18 protein-coding genes are annotated in these 19,896 nt (G+C 63.0%); 5 read left to right on the forward strand and 13 right to left on the reverse strand.

What is annotated here, in order from left to right; all coding sequences use genetic code 11:
- The first annotated feature begins 67 nt into the window (after nucleotides 1-67).
- Nucleotides 68-3,655 carry an indolepyruvate ferredoxin oxidoreductase family protein gene (locus AC0Z42_RS18105; protein WP_485469582.1) on the forward strand — a complete coding sequence of 1,196 codons (3,588 nt, stop codon included), beginning with the start codon at nucleotides 68-70 and terminating at the stop codon, nucleotides 3,653-3,655.
- A gap of 54 nt (nucleotides 3,656-3,709) precedes the next feature.
- Here the strand turns inward: AC0Z42_RS18105 and AC0Z42_RS18110 are convergent, their stop codons facing one another.
- Nucleotides 3,710-4,720 (reverse strand): substrate-binding domain-containing protein, encoded by a 1,011-nt coding sequence (locus AC0Z42_RS18110; protein ID WP_485469583.1) that lies wholly within the window; start codon nucleotides 4,718-4,720, stop codon nucleotides 3,710-3,712.
- 381 nt (nucleotides 4,721-5,101) lie between these two features.
- Here AC0Z42_RS18110 and AC0Z42_RS18115 point away from each other — a divergent pair, with 381 nt between their 5' ends.
- A complete protein-coding gene (locus AC0Z42_RS18115; protein ID WP_485469584.1) occupies nucleotides 5,102-5,431 on the forward strand; it encodes a hypothetical protein in 330 nt (109 codons plus the stop codon).
- Here AC0Z42_RS18115 and AC0Z42_RS18120 read toward each other — a convergent pair whose 3' ends face one another.
- Nucleotides 5,432-6,487 (reverse strand): MBL fold metallo-hydrolase, encoded by a 1,056-nt coding sequence (locus AC0Z42_RS18120; RefSeq protein ID WP_485469585.1) that lies wholly within the window; start codon nucleotides 6,485-6,487, stop codon nucleotides 5,432-5,434.
- A gap of 150 nt (nucleotides 6,488-6,637) precedes the next feature.
- Between AC0Z42_RS18120 and AC0Z42_RS18125 the strand changes: the two genes are divergently transcribed.
- Both AC0Z42_RS18125 and AC0Z42_RS18130 read left to right on the forward strand, forming a co-directional pair.
- Nucleotides 6,638-7,258, forward strand: coding sequence for a TetR/AcrR family transcriptional regulator (locus tag AC0Z42_RS18125; RefSeq protein WP_485469586.1), 621 nt, complete (start codon nucleotides 6,638-6,640; stop codon nucleotides 7,256-7,258).
- A 14-nt stretch (nucleotides 7,259-7,272) separates the two neighbouring features.
- On the forward strand, nucleotides 7,273-7,578 hold the full coding sequence (locus AC0Z42_RS18130; protein ID WP_485469587.1) for a hypothetical protein: 306 nt from the start codon (nucleotides 7,273-7,275) through the stop codon (nucleotides 7,576-7,578).
- Here AC0Z42_RS18130 and AC0Z42_RS18135 read toward each other — a convergent pair.
- Nucleotides 7,575-8,117, reverse strand: a complete 543-nt coding sequence (locus AC0Z42_RS18135) for a carboxymuconolactone decarboxylase family protein (protein ID WP_485469588.1) — start codon at nucleotides 8,115-8,117, stop codon at nucleotides 7,575-7,577. The genes AC0Z42_RS18130 and AC0Z42_RS18135 overlap by 4 nt on opposite strands.
- A 124-nt stretch (nucleotides 8,118-8,241) precedes the next feature.
- Between AC0Z42_RS18135 and AC0Z42_RS18140 the strand changes: the two genes are divergently transcribed.
- Entirely contained in the window at nucleotides 8,242-9,189 is a 948-nt protein-coding gene (locus tag AC0Z42_RS18140; protein ID WP_485469589.1) for an AraC family transcriptional regulator, read from the forward strand.
- On the opposite strand, the gene AC0Z42_RS18145 is transcribed toward AC0Z42_RS18140, so the two are convergent.
- The 10 genes from AC0Z42_RS18145 to AC0Z42_RS18190 all read right to left on the reverse strand — a co-directional run bounded on the left by AC0Z42_RS18145 (nucleotide 9,155) and on the right by AC0Z42_RS18190 (nucleotide 19,886).
- Complete coding sequence (locus tag AC0Z42_RS18145) at nucleotides 9,155-9,436, reverse strand: 2Fe-2S iron-sulfur cluster-binding protein (RefSeq protein ID WP_485469590.1); 282 nt, start codon at nucleotides 9,434-9,436, stop codon at nucleotides 9,155-9,157. The two genes, AC0Z42_RS18140 and AC0Z42_RS18145, sit on opposite strands and share 35 nt — an antisense overlap.
- Nucleotides 9,437-9,454: 18 nt before the next feature.
- Complete coding sequence (locus tag AC0Z42_RS18150) at nucleotides 9,455-10,603, reverse strand: Gfo/Idh/MocA family protein (RefSeq protein ID WP_485469591.1); 1,149 nt, start codon at nucleotides 10,601-10,603, stop codon at nucleotides 9,455-9,457.
- Nucleotide 10,604: 1 nt separating this feature from the next.
- Nucleotides 10,605-11,666 carry a sugar phosphate isomerase/epimerase family protein gene (locus AC0Z42_RS18155; protein ID WP_485469592.1) on the reverse strand — a complete coding sequence of 354 codons (1,062 nt, stop codon included), beginning with the start codon at nucleotides 11,664-11,666 and terminating at the stop codon, nucleotides 10,605-10,607.
- A gap of 43 nt (nucleotides 11,667-11,709) precedes the next feature.
- A complete protein-coding gene (locus tag AC0Z42_RS18160) occupies nucleotides 11,710-12,675 on the reverse strand; it encodes a substrate-binding domain-containing protein (RefSeq protein WP_485469593.1) in 966 nt (321 codons plus the stop codon).
- Nucleotides 12,676-12,737: 62 nt separating this feature from the next.
- Nucleotides 12,738-13,745, reverse strand: a complete 1,008-nt coding sequence (locus tag AC0Z42_RS18165) for an ABC transporter permease (RefSeq protein WP_485469594.1) — start codon at nucleotides 13,743-13,745, stop codon at nucleotides 12,738-12,740.
- On the reverse strand, nucleotides 13,726-15,213 hold the full coding sequence (locus tag AC0Z42_RS18170) for a sugar ABC transporter ATP-binding protein (protein WP_485469595.1): 1,488 nt from the start codon (nucleotides 15,211-15,213) through the stop codon (nucleotides 13,726-13,728). The genes AC0Z42_RS18165 and AC0Z42_RS18170 overlap by 20 nt, the downstream gene beginning before the upstream one ends.
- Nucleotides 15,213-16,241: a LacI family DNA-binding transcriptional regulator gene (locus AC0Z42_RS18175; RefSeq protein ID WP_485469596.1), complete on the reverse strand. Its 1,029-nt coding sequence runs from the start codon at nucleotides 16,239-16,241 to the stop codon at nucleotides 15,213-15,215. The genes AC0Z42_RS18170 and AC0Z42_RS18175 overlap by 1 nt, the downstream gene beginning before the upstream one ends.
- A 244-nt stretch (nucleotides 16,242-16,485) precedes the next feature.
- Entirely contained in the window at nucleotides 16,486-17,397 is a 912-nt protein-coding gene (locus AC0Z42_RS18180) for a glycerophosphodiester phosphodiesterase (RefSeq protein WP_485469597.1), read from the reverse strand.
- Nucleotides 17,372-19,021 carry a hypothetical protein gene (locus AC0Z42_RS18185; protein ID WP_485469598.1) on the reverse strand — a complete coding sequence of 550 codons (1,650 nt, stop codon included), beginning with the start codon at nucleotides 19,019-19,021 and terminating at the stop codon, nucleotides 17,372-17,374. Before AC0Z42_RS18185 ends, AC0Z42_RS18180 begins: the two co-directional genes overlap by 26 nt.
- Nucleotide 19,022: 1 nt before the next feature.
- A complete protein-coding gene (locus AC0Z42_RS18190; protein WP_485469599.1) occupies nucleotides 19,023-19,886 on the reverse strand; it encodes a hypothetical protein in 864 nt (287 codons plus the stop codon).
- Nucleotides 19,887-19,896 lie beyond the last annotated feature (10 nt).

Genomic DNA, 19,896 nt, shown 5'->3' on the forward strand with positions numbered 1-19,896 from the left:
CAGCGCGCGCCTTACCGGGCGCCGCCGCTACGCACACGTCATCTGAAACACCCTTTTGGAGACAGCCATGTCCGTGACCACGGAAAACGGCTCCGCAGCGTTCGTCAGAAACGCCGGTGCCGCGCCATCCACGCCGTTTGACCCTTCCCGTTTGACCAGCGTCAGCCTCGACGACAAATACACGGCCACCAGTGGCGCGATCTTTTTGTCCGGCATCCAGGCCCTGGTGCGCCTGCCGATGCTGCAGCGCCTGCGCGACCAGGCCGCCGGCCTGAACACGGCCGGCTTTATTTCCGGCTACCGCGGTTCGCCCTTGGGCGGCCTCGACGAAAACCTGTGGAAAGCGAAATCGCAACTGGAAGCGCACCACGTGCAGTTCGTGCCCGGCGTCAACGAAGACCTGGCTGCCACCGCCGTCTGGGGTTCGCAGCAGGTCGACCTGATCGGCCCTGCAAAATACGATGGCGTATTTGCCATGTGGTATGGCAAGGGCCCGGGCGTGGACCGTTGCGGCGATGTCTTCAAGCACATGAACCATGCGGGCACGGCCAGGCACGGCGGCGTGCTGCTGGTGGCCGGCGACGATCACGGCGCCTATTCCTCGACCCTGCCGCACCAGTCCGACCATCTGTTTTCGGCCTCGATGATCCCGCTGCTGTACCCATGCAATGTGCAGGAATACCTGGACCTGGGCATCCACGGCTGGGCCATGTCGCGTTTTTCCGGCTGCACCGTCGCCTTTAAAGCGTTGGCCGATACGGTCGAATCGTCCGCCTCGGTCGATGCCGATCCGTTCCGCGTTACCGTGAAAATCCCGCAGGATTTCCAGATGCCCGAAGGCGGCCTGAACGCGCGCCTGTCGAATATTCCGCTGGGCCAGCAGGCGCGCAACCAGGAAGCGCTGATGCAGGACTACAAAATCTATGCGGCGCTGGCGTATGCGCGCGAGAACAAGCTCAACCACACCACCATCGACAGCCCGAACGCACGGCTCGGCATCATTGCTTCCGGCAAGTCCTACCTGGACGTGCTCGAAGCGCTGGAGGAACTGGGTATCGATGAAACCATGGCGGCCGAGGTCGGCTTGCGCCTGTTCAAGGTAGCCATGCCGTGGCCGCTGGAACCGGACAGCGTGCGCGAATTCGCGCAAGGGCTCGATGAAATCCTGGTGGTCGAAGAAAAGCGCCAGATCGTCGAATACCAGTTGAAAGAGCAGCTGTACAACTGGCGCGACGACGTGCGCCCGCGGGTGATCGGCAAGTTCGATGAAAAAGGCGAATGGGTGGCGCCGCGCGGCGAATGGCTGCTCACCTCGAAGGCCGATTTTTCCGTCTCGCAAGTGGCCAGGGTGATCGCCAGCCGCATCGCGCGGCTCATTTCCGACCCCGTCACCTGCGATCTGATCAAGGCACGATTGAGCTTTCTGGACGCCAAGGATGCGGTCCTGAAAAAGGCCGTCGACACGCCGTTCCGCCCGGCCTTCTATTGCTCGGGCTGCCCGCACAATACCTCGACCAAGGTACCCGACGGCAGCCTGGCGCTGGCCGGCATCGGCTGCCATGTGATGGCCACCTCGATCTATCCGGAAATGAACAAGCTGACCACCCATATGGGCGGTGAAGGCGCGCCATGGATCGGCCAGGCGGCGTTTTCCACCCTGCCGCATGTGTTCCAGAACCTCGGCGACGGCACCTACTTTCACTCCGGCTATCTGGCGATCCGTGCCGCGCAGGCCGCCAAGGTCAATATCACCTATAAAATCCTGTACAACGATGCGGTGGCGATGACCGGTGGCCAGCCGGTCGACGGCCTGATCACCGTGCCGATGATGGCGCAGCAGGTGGCGGCCGAAGGCGTGGCGCGCATCGCGCTAGTGACCGAAGACCTGTCGCGCTATGCCGACCGTTCCAACCTGCCGGCGCACTTGACCTTGCACGACCGCAAGGACATGGATGCGGTGCAGCGCGAATTGCGGGAAATCCCGGGCGTGTCGGTATTGATCTACGACCAGACCTGCGCCGCCGAAAAGCGCCGGCGCCGCAAAAAAGGCGAGTATCCCGACGTCGCCAAGCGCATGGTCATCAACGACGCCGTGTGCGAAGGCTGCGGCGACTGCGGCGTGCAGTCGAACTGCGTGTCGATCCTGCCGAAGGAAACGCCATTCGGCCGCAAGCGCACCATCGACCAGTCGTCATGCAACAAGGATTATTCCTGCGCCAAGGGCTTTTGCCCCAGCTTCGTCACGGTCGAGGGCGGCAGCTTGAAAAAGACCAAGACCGGCACCAGCAAGGAAGACAATTTCGGCCCCTTGCCGGAACCCGTGCTGCCGGCCTGCGACGCACCGTATAACATCCTGATCAACGGCATCGGCGGCACCGGCGTAATCACCGTTGGCGCGCTGATGGGCATGGCGGCCCACCTCGAAGGCAAGGGCGCCTCCGTGCTGGACATGACGGGCATGTCGCAAAAGAACGGCTCCGTCACTTCGCACGTGAAAATCGCCGCCACGCCGGCGCAGATCCGCGCCCAGCGCATCGCCACCGGCGAAGCCGATCTGATACTGGGCTGCGACATGCTGACGGCCGGCGCCCAGGACGCCATCTCGAAAATGCGCCCGGGCCGCAGCCTGGCCGTGGTCAACCTGCATGAACAGCCACCCGGCACCTTTGCGCAAAACGCCGACTGGCAATACCCCACCGCGCAGGTGCGCCAGCTGATTGAGGAATCGGTGGGCGGCGCGGATGCGGCCGACTTCATCGACGCCACAAAACTGGCCACCGCGCTGATGGGCGACTCGATCGCCGCCAACCTGTTCATGCTCGGCTACGCCTGGCAAAAGGGCCGCATTCCGCTCACCGAAGCGGCGCTGCTGCGTGCGATTGAATTGAATGGCGTCGGCATCGAATCGAACAAGAAAAGTTTCCTGTGGGGCCGGCGCGCTGCAATCGACGTGCGCAAGGTAACGCAGATCGCCACCCCATCGCAGGCGATCGTGATGCAAATGCCGCAAAGCCTGGACGCCATCATCAAGCAGCGCGTGGAGTTTCTCACCGCCTACCAGGACGCGGCCTATGCGCAGGGCTACCAGACCCTGGTCAACCAGGTGCGCGACCGCGAAAACGTGCTGGGGCTTGGCCAGAAACTGTCCTTGGCGGTAGCGAAAAGCTATTTCAAATTGCTGGCCTACAAGGATGAATACGAAGTGGCCCGGCTGTACACCGATGGCCGTTTCGCCGAGCAACTGCAGCAACAGTTCGAAGGCAATTTTTCGGTCAAGTTCAACCTGGCGCCACCGCTGTTTTCCAGGAAAGACGCGAAGGGACACCTGGTCAAGGCCGAGTTCGGCTCCTGGATGTGGCGCGCGTTCAAGCTGCTGGCCAAGGCCAGGGGCCTGCGCGGCGGCACCTTCGACCTGTTCGGCTATACGGCCGAGCGCAAGATGGAACGCGCTCTGATCGTCGAGTACCGCGAACTGCTGGCCAACTTGCTGGTGAATATGACGGCCGACAACTACGCCACCTGCGTCGAACTGGCAGCCCTGCCCGAAAAAATCCGCGGCTTTGGCCATGTGAAGGAGCAGGCGGTGGCGACGTATCGCCAGGACAAGGCACGGCTGCTGGCGGTACTGGCGACAGGCACCAAACACGCGGCGTAAGCCAACGCAGCGGCTCGGCAACTTACAACGCAGCGCTACGGCGCTGCGTTTTTTTTACTCCATGCAACGTCCCACCGTCGCCCCCGGCAACAGCACCGGTTGCCAGATTTCCTGCAGTTTTTCCGGTGGCGTGCCGGCCAGCAAGGCTTGCAGCATTTCAACCATCTTGGCGCCGGCGCGGCGCAGGTCGGGCTGGGCGATGGTGGTGACATCAATGCCGATCAGGCTGTCTTCCACATTGCCCCAGACGATCACCGAGATCTCCTTGCCGATGGCAATGCCGGCGTCCATCAGCGCGCGCACCGCTCCCACGCCAGAGAGGTGGTTGTCGACGATGACGGCGGTGGGGCGTGGCGTGGCGGCCAACAGTTGCTGCATGGCCTGATAGCCGCTGCGGCGATCCAGTGCCTGCTCCAGAAGGTGGCGCGGGTCGGCCTGCAGGCCTGCTTGCGCCATGCAGCGCAGAAAGCTTTGCTTGCGCTGGTAGGCGAAATGCAGGTCCAGCGGCGCACTCAGCAAAGCGATGCGCTGGTGGCCATGCGCCAGCAGGAAGGACACCGCCAGGTCGATACCCGTGTCGTGGTCGTAATCAAAATACGCATACGGCGCTTCGGTGCAGGTGCGGCCATGGGCGACGAACGGAAAACCGGCCTGCATCAGGCAATCGATGCGTTCATCGCGGACCTTGGTGCGCCCCACCACCAGGCCATCGACCTGATGGCTGCGTACCATGGTTTCATACGAAGGCAGCTCATTTTGCGGCGAGACGGGCGAGATGATCAAGCTCATTTTTGCCGCTTCCACCGCCTCGGACATGCCATTGACCACCGACAGGAAAACACTGTCGCCCAGGTCATTGGGCAGCAATGGGAAAATCATGCCCAGCACATTGCTGCGGCCGACGGCAAGGCTGCGCGCCAGCGGATTGGGCCGGTAGCCGACTTTCTTGGCGGCGGCCAACACGATTTCACGGGTACGGGAATTGACTTCCGGGTAGCCATTCAAGGCCCTGCTGACTGTCGTTTTGGACATGCCCAGGGCGATGGCGAGGCTCTTGAGATTCATGATTACTACCTGTCTGCAGGGCCATATTAAGCTATCGTAACCATCGATTATAGCCGAGAGAACCTTGCAAACCACTTATATGCACAAGCAAAAATGGTGCAAAAACAACATTGTTATTGATATGTAAAAGACAAGCTGTCAATATCACATATTTGTTGCCAGCCTGAAAGGCTCGGATCACTATCGCCATGCCAGTCAATAGCGGCATTGATAGCGTGCACTTACTTCATGTCTCTTGCAAGCATTTTGCCCTGTACGTTAAGCAGCGCACGTTTGGATTATCAAGAAAACACAGTTCACTGGCGATGTGCGAAAATTTATCCTACTCTTGATTCAGGTTAAGCCTTTCCCATTGATCTGCGCACACCCAAGGTGAATATTGTGGCCTCCCTCTCTTCCATCAATTCCCTGCAAGCCAGCCTGGCAACGGCGCAACGGCGGGTCGAACAAGGCCAGAACCAGGTGCAGCGCGACAGCGAACAGCTGGCCGACAGCCGCCGCCAGTTGATCAAGGAAAAGGAACAACTGAGTGACACCCAGCGCAGCACGCAACAGGCGCAGACCAGCAGCGCCGAACCGATCAAGGTGCCACAGCTGGACCAGGCGATCAGGGTCGCGGTGCCGTCACAACTCGGTATCAATAGCACTCAGCAGCCGCAGCTGAACAGCTTCGGGCAATCGATCGGCCGCCTGATCAATACGACCGCCTGATTACTCGGCCATTTCCTGTTCCACCACTGCCAGCCACCATTTCTCGCCGCGTCGCGGCGCACGCAAATCGACCGCTTCGCCCATCTGCGGCGTGGCCAGGTCCACACCCCGCTTGGCGGCCAGCGCCGCAATGCGGTCGAACGGTTCATGCCAGGCATGCAGCCCCAGGTCAAACGTGCCGTTATGCACCGGCATCAGCCATTTGCCTTTCAAATCCAGGTGCGCCTGCAAGGTCTGTTCGGGCTGCATGTGCACGTCCGGCCACAACTTGTCATAGGCGCCGGTCTCGATCATGGTCACGTCGAACGGTCCATATTTTTCGCCGATCTGCCTGAAGCCATCGAAATAGCCGGAGTCACCGCTGAAAAACACGCGCAGTTCCGGCGCCTCGATCACCCATGAGGCCCATAAGGTCTTGTTACCGTCGAACAAACCTCGTCCCGAGAAATGCTGCGACGGCGTCGCCACCAGGCGCACACCCTCGAACGTCACACCCTGCCACCAGTCGAACTGCTGCACCTTGGTCTTGGGGATGCCCCACTCCACCAGGGTATCGCCAACGCCCAGCGGCGTGACGAAGTGCTCGGTCTTGGCCGCCAGCGCCAGCACGGCCGCATGATCAAGATGGTCGTAATGGTCGTGCGACAGGATGACGGCTTTGATCGGTGGCAACTCGTCTATGCTGATCGGCGGCTGGTGAAAGCGCTTCGGCCCGGCCCATTGCACCGGCGAAGCACGTTCGGAAAACACCGGGTCGGTCAGGAAAAAGTGGCCATTGAGCTTCAGCAGCAAGGTCGAATGGCCAAGGCGAAACAGGGTATTGTCGGGCGCCGCCAGCAGCTGGGCCTGGCTCAAGGCTTGCACCGGCACCGCCTTGGTCGGCACGGTGCCAGCCGGCTTGCCCACGGCAAAGGCCCACATCAGCTTCATGGTCTCAAACCCGCCCAGCTTGTGCATGGCCACCGGATTGCGAAACTTGCCGTCGACACGTTGCAAAACGGTAGGGGCGGCGGTATCGGCAGACTGCGCGCGCAGGGTGCAAGAACTGATGCTCATCAAGACTCCCAGAAAGATAATGTGATGCAAGGACATATGCGGCCTGTCGTGTCAAATACAAGGAAAATTTACACTACACAGTGTAGTTCCGATTTCAAGCAAAGTAAACCAGGAGGTGTAAAATATTGTTTTCAAAGGAGATTTGCAGCCATGGCCTTACCGCAACGCTTGACCGACCGCAAGCGCGTCGCCATCGTCGATGCCGCCATCGCCGAGTTTCGCGAGCACGGTTTTGATGCGACCAGCATGGACAAGATTGCCGCCACGGCCGCCGTTTCCAAGCGTACCGTGTACAACCATTTCCCCAGCAAGGACGAGCTGTTCTCGGAAATCCTGCAGCGCATGTGGGAAAGCAGCGCCGCGCAACCTGCAGTGCCCTACGAAGCAGGCCAAGCTTTGCGGCCACAGGTACTGGCGCTGGTCGAGCAGAAAATGGAATTGCTGTGCGATGCCGCGTTCATCGACCTGGCGCGCGTGATTTTCGGCGAAACCATCCATTCGCCCGAGCGGGCCCAGGCCATGGTGAAGCGCCTCAATGAAAAGGAAACCGGCCTCAATATCTGGATCCGCGCGGCGCAGCAGGATGGCCGCATCAAGGCCGGCGAGACGCTGGAAGTGGCGAACCTGTTGATGTCGCCGCTGAAAACCTTTGCTTTCTGGCCGCAGATCACCCTCGGCGAACCACTGCTCACTCCGGCGCGCCAGCGCGAAGTGGGAGCGCTCGCCGTGGACATGTTCTTGTGCTACTACGCCATCCCACAGCAGCAATAAAAACAGGAGCCGCCATGAGCATCACCCCGGAACAACTGGCTTTGTTGATGCAGGAAGTGGAAGTGGCCGACCCGATCGACTTTGCCGACCTACCCTTCAACGAGCAGGAGCTGCGTGGCCTGATCGCCAACCACCTGTGCGAGATGGCCGACGCCATGGAAAGCTTTACGCCGGAAGACCGCAACCTGGCCCTGCTGGCCGTGGCGGCCAAGCTGGTGCTGGAAAACCTGGTGCTGCACGTGCAGCTGCTGCGCCGCCACGGCCTGCCGGTCAGCGACGGCGTGGAGGCGCTGCTGCAGCGGCTGCAGAACAAGTCCTAGAGCACCGGTGCGGCGGGGAAATCGAGCACGGTATCGTTGACCCGGTTGAACAGATTGGTGAAGGTAATCGCGCTGATGGCCAGCAAGGTGTCGACGATCTGCGCATCGCTGTAGCCGGCCGCCTTGACCAGCGCCACCGTGTCCGGCGCGGTGGTGCCGCGCGACGTGACCAGGCTGCGGGCAAACGTGGCCAGTGCATCGAGACTTGCGTCGCCGCTGTCCGTGCCCTGGCGCAGGGCGATACTGGCGGCCTGGTCGATGCCGTTCTTGCTGGCCATCAAGGTATGGGCAGCCAGGCAATAGTCACAGCCCGCCGCTTCGCTGACGGCCAGGCGAATGGTTTCCAGCTCGCGCGCGGCCAGGCTGCTCTTGCGCAATGCGGCGTCGAGGCCCAGCGCCGCTTCGAGCGCGACCGCGCTGTTGCCGCCGATATCGGCGTAGGCATTGGGCACCTTGCCCATCGCGCCCTGGATGGCGGTAAACAGTTGCGCGGTCTTGCCGCTGGCTGCGCTGACGGCTTGTTGGGTAAGACGGGTCATGATGCTTCCTTTCAGTGGGGTGGTGCACTGCATCTGCAGGCATGAACACAGTCTACGCAGCGCACCCTTTCTTTTTAATGCCTGAAATGCGTTAAAATTTGCCCATTCGTCTCAAGTTCATCTTATGGATAGCCTCAGCCGCCTGCTTGCCCTGTACCCGATGCGCACCGCCCTCGATGTGCGCTGCCACTTCGGCGCGCCGTTTGTCTTGCAGCAGGAAGCGGTCGCGGCGGGCATCGCGCCCTACCATCTGATACTGCAGGGTCAAGCCTGGCTGACGCTCGCCGGCCAGCCGGACCTGGCCTTGCAGGCCGGCGATATCGTGGTGTTCCCGCATGGCAGCGCGCACACCCTTCAGTTGCAGGGCAACGGCGCTGCAGCGCCCGTCTACGAGCTTGCGTCGGCGAATCCCCTGCGCACGGTCGTCAATGACGGCGATGGCGTGCCGACCGATATCCTGTGCGGCCAGTTCAGCTGGGAGCCGCAGGTGTCGCAGGCGCTGCTGGCGACCTTGCCCGCTTGCATTCTGGTGCGCACGCAGGAAGCCGCCGATCTGGCGGGTTTGCAGGCCTTGATGCGTCTGCTGCAGCAGGAAGCCGAGCAGGACCGGCCCGGTGCGGCGACGGTGCTGGCGCAGCTGTCGTCGGCGCTGTTCGCGATGCTGATGCGCGCCTGGCTGGAACAGAAAGACCAGCCGCCGGGCCTGTTTGCCGTGCTGGCGGAGCGGCGTTTGCAGGCGGCGCTGCAGGCGATGCTGGCGCGGCCGGGGCAGGACTGGAATCTGTCCAGCCTGGCGGCGACCTGCCATATGTCGCGCGCCAACTTCGCCCGCGTGTTTCGGCAGGTGGCCAGTACCACGCCGGCCGCGCTGCTGCAGCAGCTGCGCATGGCGCAGGCGGCGCAGTGGCTGCGCCAGGATGGCCGTCCGGTGGCCGACATCGGCGAGCAGGCAGGCTACCAGTCCGAGGCGGCCTTCAACCGCGTCTTCAAACGCCATTTCGGCATGGGGCCGGGGCAATACCGGCGCACGGGCAATCTCATGCGCGGCGCACCGCCCGCGCCTGCAGGGTAAGGTCCGTTTCGGCCACCGCCACGCAGGGCAGGATATAGCCGTCCAGCCGTTCGTCGAGGCTGACGCCGGGCCAGTCCACCGTATAGCGCACCTTGCCTTCCGGCATATGGCACAGACAGGTGCGGCAAGTGCCGTTGCGGCAGGAACTGAGCAGGCGGATGCCCGCCAGTTCGGCGGCGGCCAGCAAGGTGGTGTCAGGGCCGGCGGAAAATTGCCAGCCCTGCGGCAGGATGGTGACGGTAGGCATTCAGGCAGTGTAGCAGCCTCAACCGTCCAAGGTGGTCCACTGCGCGCCGGCCGCATGGCTGCGCAGTACGGCCTCGGCAAACGCCAGCCCGGCCACGCCATCGGTCACCGTCGGCAGCAACCGCGCGGCTTCGGGAATCGCCTCGCCAGCCTGCAGCGCGCGGATAGTCAGGGCGGCATCCAGGTACAGCTGCGCAAATGCTTCCAGATAACCTTCCGGATGGCCGGCCGGCACGCGCGTGGCATGCTGCGCGGCGGCGCTATCGACCCTGCCGGGGCGAAGCAGCTGGCGGTTGCCGCCCTGCGGCGTGAACCACAATGCGTTCGGCTGTTCCTGGTCAAAGTCGAGCTGGGCCTTGCTGCCGAACAGGCGCAGCCGCACCGTGTTTTCGCAGCCGGTCGCCACCTGGCTGGCCCACAGCGTCCCCTTCGCGCCATTCGCATAGCGCAGCATCACCTGCACATGGTCGTCCAGCGTGCGGTTCGGTACAAAGGTCGACAGCTCGGCCAGCAGCGTTTCAGGCGTCAGTCCACTGACAAACTGCGCCATGTGATAGGCATGCACGCCGACGTCGAGCAAAGTTCCTCCCGGGCCGGCTTTCGACGGCTCGTTATGCCAGTTGCCCTCTGCCATGCCGCCGGCCGCAATCGCCTCGGCCAGCCAATCCTGGGAATACTCGACCTGCACCAGCCGCAAGTCACCAATTTCGCCGGCTTCGACCATGGCTTTCGCATGGCGCAGCAACGGGTAGCCGCTGTAGGTATGGGTCAGGGCGAACAGCAAATTCTTTTCCTGCGCCAGCGCCGCCAGCGCCTTGCCTTCGGCCAGCGAAATGGCCAGCGGCTTGTCACAGATCACATGGATGCCCGCTTCCAGGAAAGCGGTGGCCACCGGTGCGTGCAAATGATTGGGCGTGACGATGGCGACGGCCTCGATACCGTCGGCGCGCGCGCTTTCTGCCTGCGCCATCGCGCGGTAGTCGCTATAGCAGCGTTCAGGCGCCAGATGCAGCGCCTGGCCACTTGCCACCGCGCGCGTGGCGTCGGACGATAGCGCACCCGCCACCAGTTCATACTGGTCGTCGATGCGCGCCGCAATGCGGTGCACGGCGCCGATAAAGGCGCCCTGCCCGCCGCCTACCATGCCCAGCCGTAATCGTCGCTGCATCTCAGTCTCCTTGCTTCAGGCCCAGCAATTGATTGATTTGATTCTGGTCGACCGCACTGCCGGCAAAGTCGTCGAACGCATGCTCGGCCACGCGGATAATGTGCTCGCGGATAAAACGCGCGCCTTCGGCCGCGCCGTCTTCCGGGTGCTTCAGGCAGCACTCCCATTCCAGCACCGCCCAGCCCGGAAAGTCGTACTGCGCCATCTTTGAAAAGATCGCCTTGAAATCGATCTGGCCGTCGCCCAGCGAGCGGAAGCGCCCGGCCCGGTCCTGCCAGTCGCTGTAGCCGCCATACACGCCCTGGCGCCCGTTCGGGCGAAACTCGGCATCCTTCACATGGAAGGCCTTGATGCGCTCGTGATAGATGTCGATAAAGGCCAGGTAGTCGAGCTGCTGCAACACAAAGTGGCTGGGGTCGTACAGGATAGCGGCGCGCGGATGCTGGCCCACCGCATCGAGAAAGCGCTCGAACGTCACGCCATCGTGCAGGTCTTCGCCCGGATGCAGTTCATAGCAAACGTCGACACCGGCCGCATCGAACGCATCGAGGATCGGCAACCAGCGCCTGGCCAGCTCGGCAAAAGCCGTTTCCACCAGGCCGGCGGGACGCTGCGGCCACGGGTACAGATAGGGCCAGGCCAGCGCGCCGGAAAACGTCACATGGGCCTTCAAGCCCAGTCGCTGCGAAGCGGTGGCGGCCCACAGCAGTTGCTGCGTGGCCCAGGCCGTGCGCGCGGCCGGGTCGCCCTTCACATGCTCGGGCGCAAAGCCGTCGAACAGCGCGTCATAGGCCGGGTGCACGGCAATCAGCTGGCCCTGCAGATGCGTCGACAATTCGGTCACCTGCAGGCCGTGGCGCGCCAGCAAGGCGACGACGTCATCGCAATACTGCTGGCTGGCCGCCGCCTGCTCGAGGTCGAACAGACGCGGCGCGGTCGGCAGCTGCAAGCCCTTGTAGCCAAGGCCGGCCGCCCACTGCGCCAGGTGTTCGAGCGTATCGAACGGCGGCTCGTCGCCGAGAAACTGGGCCAGGAAAATGGCCGGGCCCTGGATGGTTTTCATGGGTATCCTTTAGCCCCGGAATGCGACTTCCGGGGCATACAAATTAAAACGGCGACTTTGGAAAGTAAAACTGCTTGGCGTTTTCACGCGTGATCAGCACCGACGGAATAATCGTGTTGGCCGGCAGTTTTTCGCCTTTCAAACGCGCTTCGGTGGTCAGCTTGATGGCGTCGTACATGAACTTCGGCGAGTACGATACATTGGCGACGATTTGCGGGTCGGAACCATCCATGATCTTCTTCACCGCGCCCTTGGCGCCAGCGCCGCCGAACACCTGCTTGATATCGGTGCGCTTGGCCTGGGTAATCGCTTTTTGCACGCCGATCGCCATATCGTCGTCGGCCGCCCAGACGGCGTCGATCTGCTTGAAGCGCGTCAGGTAATCCTGCATGACCTTGAAGGCGTCGTCGCGGTTCCAGTTGCCGTATTTGGCGTCGAGGATCTTGATGCCGGGCTGGCCTTTCATGACGGCGTTGAAGGCGTCGAAGCGCTCGTTGTCGAGCGTGGTCGGCATGCCGCGCAGCACCACGATATTGCCCTTGCCGTTCAGGCTTTTCGCCAGGTATTCGGCCGGCAGCTTGCCAAACGCCGTATTGTCGCCAGCGATATACGCATCCTGCGATTCGGTATTGGTCAGGCCACGGTCGACCACGGTCACATAGACGCCCTTGTTTTTCACTTGCGCCACCGGCTGCGTCAGCGAGGCCGATTCGATCGGGAAAATCACCAGGGTGTTGATCTTGTTGACCGTCAACATGTCCTGCAACTGATTCGCCTGCTCGGGTGCGGTGGCAGCCGTCTTGACGATGACCTTCACGCCGGGATGGGCTTTTTCCAGCTCCTCCTTGGCCTGGTTGGCCCACCACACGATGCCCGACGTAAAGCTGTGAGTCGCGGTCGGAATCGCCACGCCCACGATCAACTTGTCAGCCGCCTGCGCCGCCATCGGCACGGCCCATGCCTGCATGACCAGTACTGCCATCCCTGCTACACGAATAAAGCTTTTCATGCTGCTCTCCTCCAAGGTTATAGGCGGCCTGCGGGCCGCCCTTTCAGAACGCCGCTGTTTTTTTATTTGCGGCCTCGCTGCAGGAAGGCGACGGCGATAATCACCACGCCTTGCACTGCGGCATTCAGATAGACACTGATAATGCTGGTCAAATTCAGGATATTGCTGATCACGGACAGCAAGATGGCGCCGATCACGGTGCCAACGATGCGGCCTTCGCCGCCCTTCAGGGCGGTGCCGCCCACCACGACGGCGGCGATCGCTTCAAGTTCCCACAACAGGCCGGTGGTCGGCGTGGCCGAGCCGAGGCGCGGCACATACAGCACGGTGGCGATGCCGACGCACACGCCCAGCAGCATGTAGGTGGCGATTTTCACGCGGTCGACATTGATGGCGGCATAGCGCGCCACCTGCTCGTTCGAGCCGATCGCCTGCACATGGCGGCCAAAGGTGGTGCGGTTCAGGATAATGGCGCCGGCGGCTGCGACGATCAGGAAGATCCAGATCGGGATCGGCGCGCCCAGCACGCTGGTGTAGTACACGGGGCTGTACAGGTCCGACAAGGTCGAGTCGAGCGTCAGCGCGCCGCCATCGGCCAGGTAAGTGAGCACCGCGCGGAAGATGCCGAGCGTACCCAGCGTGACGATGAACGGCTCGATATTGCCCTTGCTGATCAACAAGCCATGCATCAGGCCAAAGCCGGCGCCCAGCACCAGCGCCATGCCGATTCCCAATACCAGCATGGTGATCGGCGCCAGATCGCCGCCCACGCCCATCGCCAATTGATTCATGAAATAAATCATGCAGCCGGCGATCAGCGCCGCCATCGAGCCGACCGACAGGTCGATACCGCCCGAGATAATCACGAAGGTCATGCCGACGGCGATAATGCCGATAAAGGCCGTGCGCGTGAGCACGTTCATCAGGTTGTCGATGGTGGCGAAGTCGCCGTTGAGCAAGGTGCCCGCGATGCACAGGGCGATCAGGCCCAGTACGGGGCCAAAGCCCTTGATGCGTGCGCCCAGTTGCGTCAATGAACTGGTGGTGGTATCAGTGCGTGCCGGTTGCATGAGCAATCAACTCCTCTTCGGTCAGGTGCTCGGCGCCGAGCGTGGTTTGTAAAGTGCCGGCACGCATCACCGCAACGCGGTGGCACAGGCCGATCAGTTCGATCAATTCGGACGAGATCACGATCACGGCGCGCCCTTCGGCGGCCAGGCGGTGGATCAGAAAATAAATGTCGCGCTTGGCGCCCACGTCCACGCCGCGGCTCGGTTCGTCGAGCACGATCACGCGCGGATCGGAATGCAGGTATTTGGCCAGCGCCAGCTTTTGCTGGTTACCGCCCGACAGCATGCGCGCGCGGCTGCCCTGGTCGCCAGTGCGGATATTGAAGTCGCCCACCGCCTTGGCCAGCGCGGCTTTCTCCGCCTTCAAGTCCAGCCAGGGCCGCGCATAGCGCTCCATCGTCATCATGGTCAGGTTTTCACGCAGGCCCAAATTCACGTGCAGGCCCTTGCCCTTGCGGTCTTCGCTCAGATAGGTCATGCCATGCACCATCGCTTCGCGCGGCGTGCGGATATTGACCATCTTGCCCTCCAGCGTGATGGTGCCGGCGCTGCGCGCGCGCAAACCCAGCAGCGCCTCGAACGACTCGGTGCGGCCGGCGCCGACCAGCCCGGCAAAACCCAGCACTTCGCCGGCGCGCACCTCGAACGACAGGTCGGTCGACCAGCCCGGCACGCTCAGGCCCTCGACCTTGAGCAGCACCGGCGCATCCGCCGCCAGCGGCACCTTGGCCGGGAACATGTCGGACAATTCGCGGCCCACCATCAGGTTGGCCATCTGCTGGCGCGTCAGGCTGGCCGTCAGTTCGCGCGTGACAAAGCGGCCGTCGCGCATGACGATCACTTCGTCCGTATTGCGCTCGACTTCATCGAGCTTGTGCGAGATATACAGGATGGTGACGCCGTCGCTTTTCAGCTGCGCCATCACGGCAAACAGGCGCTGGGTTTCCGACGAGGTCAGCGTGGCGGTCGGCTCGTCCATGATCAGGAAGCGGGCGCGGCGCGACAGCGCCTTGGCGATCTCGACCAGCTGCTTTTCAGCCACAATCAGGTCGCGGATTTTCGTTGCCGGCGACACGTCCAGCCCCACCTGCTTCAGGTAGCGCGACGCCTCCTCGTGCATGGCCTTTTCGTCGAGCAGCCAGCCGCGCGTTTTCTCGTGGCCGAGGAACATGTTCTGCGCCACCGTCAGGTGCTCGGCCAGGTTGAATTCCTGGTGGATCAGCACGATGCCGGCGCTTTCTGCCGCGCGCGAACTGGCAAAGCGCTGCGGCTGGCCATCGATCAGCAACTGGCCTTCGCTGACGGCCTCGTAGCCGGCAAGGATTTTCATCAGGGTCGACTTGCCGGCGCCGTTTTCACCGAGCAAGCCGTACACCCTTCCCGGCGACAATTCAAAACTGACGCCATGCAAGACCCGCACCGGACCGAAGTCCTTGCAGATCGCTTCAAATCTGACGGCAACGCTCACTATGCACTCCCCCGTAATACCAAATTATGTTGCAGCACCACTCCGGGCACTTGTGCGGCCGGGTCGGCCAGGCGCTGCAGCAGCAATCGCGCAGCCGTCTCGCCCAGCTCGCGCATCGGCTGCGCGATGGTGGTCAAGCCCGGATCGAACTGGGCGGCAATCGCGATATCGTCAAAGCCGATCACCGCCACGTCTTGCGGCACTCTTTTTTTCAACTGGCGCAGCGCGCTCAACACGCCAATGGCCAGGGTGTCGGAGACGGCAAAGATGGCAGTCGGCGCGTCGGCTTGCGCCATCAGGTCCAGCGCCGCCTGCGTGCCCGCCTCGTAGTCCAGGCTTTGCACGGTGCGCATCCATTGCGGCTGCACGGCCACGCCGGCGCCGGCCAGGGTGTCCAGATAGCCCTGGCGACGCTGGCGCGCATACAGATAGCGCTCGTCGGAATTGATCAGGGCGATACGCGTGTGTCCCTGCGCCAGCAGATGCGCCACCGCGTCGGAGGCGGCGCGGTGGTTGTCGATGCCGACATACGGCACGGCCACGCCGGGATCGAATTCGCAGCAGGCCACCCATGGCAGGCTGATCGATTCATGCGACAGCGCATGCTGCACCGTGTCCGGGTCAAGACAGATGGCGCCGTCGGCGCGGTGCATGCGCAGCAAGTCGAAATACGAACGCTCGCGGCCCTCGTCGGCGCCCGTGTCGCACAGCAGCACGAAATAACCGTGCTCGCGCGCTACCGTATCGATGCCGCGCACGATCTGCGCATAGAACGGGTTGCCGACGTCAGGCACCATGGTCAGCAGCATGCGGCTCTCGGCCGTGCGCAGGCTGCGCGCCAGGTGGTTCATGCGGTAGCCCAGCGCAGCGACCGAGGCGAGCACCTTGTCGCGCGTCGGCGCCCGCACGCTGCTGTGCTCGTTCATCACGCGCGAGACGGTCGCCACCGACACGCCGGCATGGGCGGCGACGGCGCTGATCGAGACGGCGGATTCGGCATTAACGATGGCGGGAACAACTGGCGGCATGGCGTTCTTCAAAAATGTAATCGATTACATTTATAAGCCAGAGCCGCGCGGGATGCAAACAATATCGATGGTGCGGTGCGGAAGATCTGACGCTAAGTTAGCGTCTTTTTCAACCCCAAAAGCAAGATCCGCGGTCGGACCCTCAGGGTCCGACCCCAGTATTTTCGCTGTTCGGGGTAAGCGAGAGCGGTCTCGGGTGCCTTAAATTAGCGGCATCAGGATCTGACCCCAGCCGTCTCATGCGTTATTGCAGCATGCCGCAAAACGCGTCACTACTGCCGTCGAGTATCACCCCGCTGGGCCAGCGGTGGCTGCGTTTTTGCGCCCGCAGCAGCGATGCCGCCAGCGCCGAATCGCCATCGACCGCATACACGAACACCGGCATGTTCAGACTGGCGGCGTCCGCCAGCAGCGTAGGATTGGCGTCCAGGCTGCGCGCGTCGACATGCACGCCGACCGGCATGCCGATCTGCTGCTGTACCCGCTGCAGCCAGGGCTTGTCGAGCTTCGGCGCGCGGGCGTTTTTGGCGATAAAGCGGCTGACGCGGTTGGCGCCGGCCGCCTGCGCGTTGCGCGCGTCGAACACGATCAGGCCCAGGTAACCCTGCGGATCGGCGCGGCGCGCGCACAGCAGGTTGTTCGGCACGGCGGACGTCAGGAACCAGTTGCCGTGCTTGATGCCACCGCGCAGCTGCTGCACCAGCGACTCGATCGGCGCGCAGGACGGCACCAGGTCCTTGATTTCCGCATTCAGGGTTTTGGCGGGGAACGGCGTGGCCAGGTCGGCGATGTCGGTTACGAAGGGTGGCGTTTCGGCGGTGGTCACGCCACGATGTTTCATGCTGGCGGCGCGCCATTGCCCGGCGTTCATCTGGCGCACAGGCAAGGGCTGGCCCGTATCGACCACCCGGCCCGTCAGCAGGTCGTGGTGTACCACCCAGCTGCCGTCGCCGAGCAGCTGCAAGTCTGTCTCGACGCCGTCCCAGGTGCCGAAATAGGCGTTGCGCAAGGCGCTCAGCGAATTTTCCGGGGCATTGCCGGCGCCGCGGTGGGCCTGCACCTTCATGCCCAGGCATTCGGCCTGCACGCTGCCGGCCAACAGACTCAGCAGCAGCGCCAGCGCCGCGGCCTTATTTTTCTTTCGGGTGATAACCATATTCCATTCCCTGCAAAATATTGATGCGAATCGCTTCATTGACGGGGTAGCTATAGCCCTGCCCCACCGCCACCACGTGCGTGAAATTGGCCAGCAGTGCCTTGCCGGCGATTTTCCAGCGCGTGCTGTCGGCGTCGGCCTGGCGGTTCCAGTCGAGCATCTGGCGGAACAACTCGCTTCGCGTCACATTATTGTCCGAGAGCGTAAAGATGCCCCAGGTACCGAGGAAAGCACCGGCCAGCACGCCGGTGGCGATCCAGGCCGAGCGGCGGCTCAGCTGGCCATCCTCGCCGGCCTGCTCGCCCCGGCGCGCCGCCAGCACCAGCAAGCCCACGGTAGCGATCAGGTACAGCAGTTTCGAGAAGTGGCCGATGGCGCCCAGCAAGGAAAAGAACAGCGCAACCGGTGGCACGATGGCCGCGCGCGAGGCTTCCTTGCCTTCCTCAAAGTATTTGCCGCCGCCCTCGAAGTCGCTGCGGCTGGCGCGGTATTCCACCAGTCTTTCGGCCGTCTGGCGCGCAACAAACTGGTCGAACAGACGGCCAAATTCGGCCGGGCTGCCATACGCATCCTGCACCACGGCGCCTTTGGGCAAGCGCAGTCCCCGGCTTTTCTCGCTACCGTCGCCGCCGTCCGGCCCATCGCGCAGGACGGACTGGATGCCGGGGCGCGCCACGAAGGCCGGGAAAGACAGGCCAGGCGGAATCCGGTCGCCCTTGACAGTCACGCCCTTGCCGGCCGCTTCCGACGCGTAGCGGCGCTTGATGGCAAGGCGGAACGAGAACTGGTCGGCCGGATGCCAGTTGGCCGGCACCGGCACTTTCTTGCGCACGTTACTGACCACTGCGGCGCGCCGGCGCGCCGGCACCGATTCGGGACGCCAGCCGTGGCGCGACAGGCTTTGCTGGTAATCATTCCAGGCCTTTTCCTGTTCCTGGCGCAGGCCGGCGTCGTTGTCGGGAATAATGCCCGAATACAGTTTCCAGCTATCGCGCACTTCCCCGATCGCCTGCTGGTACTTTTCATAGTAGCCGCCCGCACCGCCGGCGATCTTGCGCACGTTGAAGCTGATCAACTGCTCCTTGGCCGGCTCCATGCGTTCATCGAGATGGCCGACCGAGACGGCCAGGAAAGGAAACAATGCCAGGAAGGCTTTTCCCTCAGGCTGGGCAAACAGGGCGGGATCGTTGACCAGGCCCTGCAATTGCAAGCTGCCGGCCACCAGCGAGCGCTGCATCAAGGTGGTGTTGAAGGCCATGCGGCGAAATTCCGCATCGCGGGTATTGACCAGCACGGTTACCAGGGTTTTCAGCACCATGAACACCAGCACCGCCGTGAATGCGCACCAGATCATGATTTGCTTCCAGCTGGGGCCGCTGCCGTCCTTGCCGCCATTTTTCAGGCGCCGGCGCCACATCAGCTGCAGCACCACCAGCGCGGCGGCGATGCCCGACAGGCTGCGGCCGTAAAACTCCACGCCTTCCACGTCGTGCGGCGTGACATCGCCGCCCACCACGTCGAGCAGGCGGGCATTGAAGCCCAGCTCGAAGCACAGGTAGACGATGGTCAGGGCGATCAGAATCAGGGTCTGCCGGATCTGCAGACTGCGCAAACTCGCTGCCATCTTATTTCCTCAAATCGATCACGACCGGCTTGATCTCTTCGGCCTGGAAGATCATCGGCGCGGCCGCCGGTGCGGGCGTGGCCACGCGTGGCAGCGGCAGGCTGATGGCGGCGGGCGCGGCGGCCTTGGCCGGGGTTTCCTGGCGGCGCGTTTTTGCCGTGCTGCGCGATGTCGCTTTCGGTGCTGCCACAGGGGCAGCGGCGGGCGCCGGCGGCGCCGGAATCACGCGCCCGCCAGCATCGCCAATCGGCGTGTTGACCATCGCCGGGGCAGTGCCGCGCAAGGCGTCGTCGGCAAACGGCACCAAGCGCGTATCGACGCCGGGCGGCACCGGCACGCTGGTGTTGAGCAGACGGCTGTCGGTATAGATCTGGCGCGACAGGGTGTTGTAATTCGGGAAGTCGATATTGAGCGACTTGCCGTCAGGCGCCAGTGCCACGCGCGGGCGGTCCTTGCAATTGCCGATGGTCCATTGCAGCACGTCGCTGCCCTGGAAGGCCAGCACTTCGTAGCGGTAGGCGCAGCCGCGCTCCTGGGTTTCAACGATCACCACCGTGCGCTCGCCCACGTTTTCCACGCGCGCCACGCGCGCCGTAATGGCTTTTGCCAGTGGCACCACGCGAAACGCCTGCGACAGTTTGATCGAAAATTTTCCCTGCGTATCCTTGCGCAAGGTGCCTTCGGTGCCGTCACGCAGCTTGAAAGTGGACAGCGGCGTGCCGAACAGTTCGGCCGTATCGAGGCCGACCATCACGCCGCCCTGGCCGTTGGGCGTCATGGCGCAGCCGGTCAGCAAGACTCCGGCAGCGATGCCGGCAGCCAGCTTGCGCCAGTGCGCAGATGCAAAACTCTGATAGTTGTTCATGATTGATTAC

The organism is Janthinobacterium sp. 1L-D-8-B-C4 (assembly GCF_057291295.1).